The following is a 4,589-nucleotide window of genomic DNA, read 5'->3' on the forward strand; positions in this document are numbered from 1 at the left end:
CGGAGGGGTGGCTGAGTGGTCGAAAGCACCGGTCTTGAAAACCGGCGACGGGCGACCGTCCCAGGGTTCGAATCCCTGCCCCTCCGCCATTTCTTTCTCAGTATTCACCGCCCTCTTCTGCTCCTGTATCGCACTGAAAGCCCGACTTGGAACGTCATCCCAGCGCAACTGGGCACTTTTTATTTTCGCTTAGCTCGGCACTAACACCCTCTACGGATATACTTTATTCGCTCACTGAGCGATTAAAGCGCGCCATCGACGCGAAAATCACATTGGGCAGCAAGTAGCCTGATCAAAACTGGCCGCATTCGGAAGGAAGGTGCAAGAACGGTCAACGTTGAGGCAGCTGGAACTATGACAATCGCCCTATCGCTTGCTCAGTCGCGTTGGATCGCACTCAGCGTCACATCATTCGGTTTTGCACTTTTCTCCTCCCTCTGTTTGGGGTTTTCGCTACCACCAGATAGCGAGCCGTCGCACAGCGTCAATGTCACGGCAAACTTCACGACACCGCCTGTGAAGCTACCTCTGGCGCACGGCAAGGCCGTGTCTTTTGGCATAAAAGACTGCAAGGTATACCGGCTGACAGACGCCGAGGGCGCAGCACCGCGCTGGAGTCTGCTATTCAAACCCGCCCCGTATTTTTTGCCGCAACAATGCGTGAGAGAACAACTCGCGTTTGACGGCAAGTACATTCAAATTGAAATCGGCACGCAGGCCTTGGGTGCAGGAGGCTGCTGCACCACTTACGCGGCCTACCGCAGTCAGGATGGGGAAAACTGGCAGGTTCGACGCGCTACATCGACGGAGAAATGGCAGGTACTCGACACGCCAAAATAAGGCTGCCCGACATCACCCTATTATCACTGTACTTCGTAGAGCTCCTGCAGCTGGCGCACCCGCGCGTTAGTGAGGTCTGTCAGGCAACTAAGTTCGTCCACGTGCCGGGAGCTACCCCCACTCATTAACCGAAAGACCGCTGCACAATGTTGGTCCCGATAATTCTGCCAGGCAGCTTGGCCCTGAATTAGGCTGTGCTTGATCTCCTCTCGTTCGACTAAAAAATCCTCAAAGCCATTATCGTCAATTTTCGCCTGAATCAACGTCAGGGTACCGGCTAGACTCGACTCCGCATCATCAAACGCCGCCTGGGACACACAATGCTCTTTCGGGAAATCACAAATGGGCTCGGCATAACACGCCATTCCTAGCATCAATACGACCGCGATTACACAATATTTCATCCACCAACCTCTCCCCTTTACGCAGCCCAGACCGAGCGACTTCCGGCCAACCGCCTTTTCGACTATTCGGGTGGCCTCTCGCGACAGACGACCGACAGCGACGCGAGCAATGTTTGACGCTACCATAGCAAACGAATGTAGTGTCGAGCATCACTGCCATTGCCGGCGATTAGGCAGAGCAGTTAACGCCGGGCCTCGACACGCTAACGAAGGGAATCACCAATGATTTCGAGTGAAGGACAAAGGCCCGCCGGCCTGACGGCATCATACCTTCATCAACTCTTTCCTGCGGCCATGGCTACGGCGGTGTTCGCGGCGTTTGCCCATGCGGGTCTCGTAGCCATCGCCGCACGATCGATCGGGTTGGAGCTGCTCTATATAGCCGGGCTCAGTTTTGTGGTTGCACTAGTCCCGGCCTTGGCTGGCGGGGCCATTTTACTGCTGATTTGCGGCATATTCGCCCTGCGGCTACCGGCATCGCTATTATTGTTTTTTGTCGCCATTCAAGCCGTGGCCATCGAGCTAGAAATGTTATTTTTTGAAGGCGGGTTTAACGACATTTCCTGGCAGTACGGGCTTATCACCGCTCCCGCCTCAGTAGTCGCCTGGTACCGCTCGGTCTACTACGCTCACAAAAACACATGAAAAGTGCCTTTTACCAACAGCCCAGCAACAGTGGCCTGATATTCATAGCCTCGCGGCAGCGGGCGAGTGGAGAATGAAAACCTTCAGTAATATCCTATTCCACGACGTTTAAGCGGGCTTTTCAATGGCTTACCAAGCCAATAAGCCAGCCCCGTGGTAGACATTGCACGGATTTCCTCCCTCCTCGCCTCGAATCACTCTCAAGTACAAAAATAGCTGCGTTTCGAGTTTCCAAAGTCGTGTCTAGTGCGTATCATTTGGTGAGATGATGCTTTTAACAACGGAGTCAATCATGCAAGAAAAAGCGGTTTTTCAGTCCACTACCACGGCCCCCGCCGTTGAGGTTAGTAAGGTTCTGCGCAACACCTATATGTTGCTGGGGCTAACCCTGCTCAATAGTGCGCTGTTTTCCGGTTTGGCAATGGCTATGGAACTTGGGCGCGGTGCAGCCCTGGGCCTGTCACTTGGCGGTCTGGTAATGCTGTTTGTTGTCAATGCCACAGCAAACTCCGGCAAGGGCTTGATTGCAACCTTTGTGTTTACTGCGCTTATGGGTGCGGCACTGGGTCCTATGCTAAGCGCCTATCTGGCACTTCCCAATGGCCCTGAGCTGGTAATGCAAGCCCTAGGCGGCACAGCGCTGGTGTTTTTCGGCCTGTCAGCCTATGCACTGACCACTCGTAAGGACTTCTCCTTCCTCGGCGGATTCCTGATGGTCGGCCTGCTTGTTATTGTCGTGGCGAGTATTGCCAACATCTTCTTTCAGGTGCCAGCGGCGTCTTTGGCGATATCGGCAGCGGCCGTGTTCATTATGTCTGGCCTGATCCTGTTTGATACCAGCCGTATTATCCACGGCGGTGAAACAAACTATATTCGCGCCACCGTTGCGTTGTACCTGGATATCTACAACCTATTCGTACACCTGCTGCACCTACTGGGTGTATTCAGCGGCGACGATTAAGCCCCGTTTCGGCCCCACTTTCAGGTGGGGCCTTATCTCTACTCAGCAACTGACCATTCTTTACTATGCGCTTTGCCATTATGCTCAACGGTGTCAACGCAAAGGGCAATACCCCACACGCTATTGGCTTCTGCGAAGCGCTGCTTGCCGCCGGGCATGAGTTAGGCTGTATTTTTTTCAGTGGCGAGAGTGTTGCACTGGCAATGTCCGACCCCGACTCGGCCTCAGAACTAGAACAGTGGCAAGCCATCGCTGAGCGCGCAGGTACCGAGCTCAGCCTTTGTAGCAATAGCGCCAACGCACGAGGATTGACGCCCGAGAAGCTGCCCGAACACTGTGCGATAGCCGGGCTGGCCTACTGGCTCGAGCAAGACAGCCGCGCACAACGCAGTCTGCGATTTTCGGGGTAGACCATGTTGCTGCTAGTGAGCCAAAACCACACACTTCAACACGCCTGCGACTTGGCGCTCACTGCCCTCGTGTTTGGCCAAGACGTTCAGTTTGTGTTGTGGCCTGATGTTTTCGCTTCGCTCTGCGCAAATCCGCCGCTTTGCTCGCAACTCGAGGAATTCGGCCTCACCCGAATCTACACCAAAGGCGCCACGACCACCGCAACTCACGCGACTGGCATTGAGGTAACCGAACTGAGCGATTCGGCGCTGCAAACCCTTATTGCCAGTGAAGAAAAGGCACTCAGCTTTTGACCACGCTACACCTATTACAGGCTAACGACAGCCTGGAACGCGCCCTACCGTGCATTGCCTGCGGTGATGTCGTGGTTTACCTGAATACTCTCGCGGCGCAACACGCGCAATCTAGCGGGCTTGAACGCGCGCAAGAACATTATCAACTCGGCGACCAAGGCCACCCAGAGGCGGTAAGCATCAACTATTCACAACTCGTTACACTGTGCACCCGGTACAGACACTGCCTCAGCTGGTAAAATTCCCCCTCTGTGCAACCATCATCTGGGCGGCTCCCACACCATGAGCGCACGCCCTGGAAACAAAGGCCTGTTATGACTGAACACCCCTTCGCACAATATGTGCGAATTCTTGGGAAGGGTAAATCCGGCTCCCGCTCGTTGACGCTGGAAGAAGCGCGTAGCGCCATGACCATGCTTCTGAATGGTGAGGTGGAAGACGTCCAGCTCGGCGCGTTTTTGATGCTGCTGCGAGTGAAAGAAGAAAGCCCAGAGGAACTCGCAGGTTTCGTCCACGCGGTGCGCGACAGTCTATCTTTGCCGGGACTTTCCGTGGACCTGGACTGGGCAAGTTATGCCGGCAAACGGCGCCAGCAAGCCTGGTATCTGTTGGCGGCGCTGGCGCTGGCCGATAGCGGCGTTCGCACGGTGATGCACGGTGCAGCTGGCCACACAGCAGGCCGCGCCTACAGCGAACAACTTTTGCGGGAACTTGGCGAGCCTGTGGTAGAAGACCTCTCAGAATGTGCGACGGCACTTGAACAAGGTAATTTCTGCTACCTGCCGTTGCGTTTATTCTGCCCGGGCCTGCAACGGATGATGGAGATGCGCCAGTTGTTTGGACTGCGCTCCCCGGTTCATAGCCTCGCCAGGCTAATCAACCCCTTCGCCGCGCCCCACTCCCTGCAAAGTATTTTCCACCCCGCCTATAGCGACAGTCACCAACAGGCCGCTGCGCTGCTTCAGCAACCCCATGCTGCAGTATTTAAAGGCGAGGCCGGCGAGGCCGAGCGCAAGCCGGAGGCTATCTGCAAGG

Annotated in this window: 7 protein-coding genes and 1 tRNA gene; 7 read left to right on the forward strand and 1 reads right to left on the reverse strand. The window is 55.3% G+C overall.

Going from position 1 to position 4,589, the window contains the following annotated elements:
* The first annotated feature begins 1 nt into the window (after position 1).
* Positions 2 to 89 (forward strand) — tRNA-Ser (locus B3K78_RS11910).
* A 265-nt stretch (positions 90 to 354) separates the two neighbouring features.
* Positions 355 to 840, forward strand: coding sequence for a hypothetical protein (locus B3K78_RS11915; RefSeq protein WP_286695648.1), 486 nt, complete (start codon positions 355 to 357; stop codon positions 838 to 840).
* Positions 841 to 863: 23 nt separating this feature from the next.
* On the opposite strand, the gene B3K78_RS11920 is transcribed toward B3K78_RS11915, so the two are convergent.
* The gene (locus B3K78_RS11920; RefSeq protein ID WP_286695649.1) at positions 864 to 1,244 is read right to left on the reverse strand and encodes a lysozyme inhibitor LprI family protein; all 381 of its coding nucleotides are present in this window, start codon (positions 1,242 to 1,244) and stop codon (positions 864 to 866) included.
* A gap of 222 nt (positions 1,245 to 1,466) precedes the next feature.
* On the opposite strand from B3K78_RS11920, the gene B3K78_RS11925 reads away from it, so the two are divergent.
* The 5 genes from B3K78_RS11925 to B3K78_RS11945 all read left to right on the forward strand — a co-directional run.
* The gene (locus B3K78_RS11925; RefSeq protein ID WP_286695650.1) at positions 1,467 to 1,889 is read left to right on the forward strand and encodes a hypothetical protein; all 423 of its coding nucleotides are present in this window, start codon (positions 1,467 to 1,469) and stop codon (positions 1,887 to 1,889) included.
* Positions 1,890 to 2,181: 292 nt separating this feature from the next.
* A complete protein-coding gene (locus tag B3K78_RS11930; protein ID WP_286695651.1) occupies positions 2,182 to 2,850 on the forward strand; it encodes a Bax inhibitor-1/YccA family protein in 669 nt (222 codons plus the stop codon).
* Between the two features lie 65 nt (positions 2,851 to 2,915).
* Complete coding sequence (locus B3K78_RS11935) at positions 2,916 to 3,260, forward strand: DsrE family protein (RefSeq protein WP_286695652.1); 345 nt, start codon at positions 2,916 to 2,918, stop codon at positions 3,258 to 3,260.
* Between the two features lie 3 nt (positions 3,261 to 3,263).
* On the forward strand, positions 3,264 to 3,554 hold the full coding sequence (locus B3K78_RS11940) for a hypothetical protein (protein WP_286695653.1): 291 nt from the start codon (positions 3,264 to 3,266) through the stop codon (positions 3,552 to 3,554).
* Positions 3,555 to 3,868: 314 nt separating this feature from the next.
* The coding region (locus B3K78_RS11945; RefSeq protein ID WP_286695654.1) for a glycosyl transferase family protein at positions 3,869 to 4,589 on the forward strand (721 nt) is incomplete at its 3' end.

The organism is Spongiibacter sp. UBA1325, from assembly GCF_002306875.1.
Classification (GTDB): domain Bacteria; phylum Pseudomonadota; class Gammaproteobacteria; order Pseudomonadales; family Spongiibacteraceae; genus Spongiibacter; species Spongiibacter marinus.

What these genes read in the sequence shown, in the direction of transcription:
- B3K78_RS11925 (WP_286695650.1), top strand. Translation starts at nt 1,467, where the DNA reads ATGATTTCGAGTGAAGGACAAAGGCCCGCCGGCCTGACGGCATCATAC.
- B3K78_RS11930 (WP_286695651.1), top strand. Translation starts at nt 2,182, where the DNA reads ATGCAAGAAAAAGCGGTTTTTCAGTCCACTACCACGGCCCCCGCCGTT.
- B3K78_RS11940 (WP_286695653.1), top strand. Translation starts at nt 3,264, where the DNA reads ATGTTGCTGCTAGTGAGCCAAAACCACACACTTCAACACGCCTGCGAC.
- B3K78_RS11920 (WP_286695649.1), bottom strand. Translation starts at nt 1,244, where the DNA reads ATGAAATATTGTGTAATCGCGGTCGTATTGATGCTAGGAATGGCGTGT.
- B3K78_RS11935 (WP_286695652.1), top strand. Translation starts at nt 2,916, where the DNA reads ATGCGCTTTGCCATTATGCTCAACGGTGTCAACGCAAAGGGCAATACC.
- B3K78_RS11915 (WP_286695648.1), top strand. Translation starts at nt 355, where the DNA reads ATGACAATCGCCCTATCGCTTGCTCAGTCGCGTTGGATCGCACTCAGC.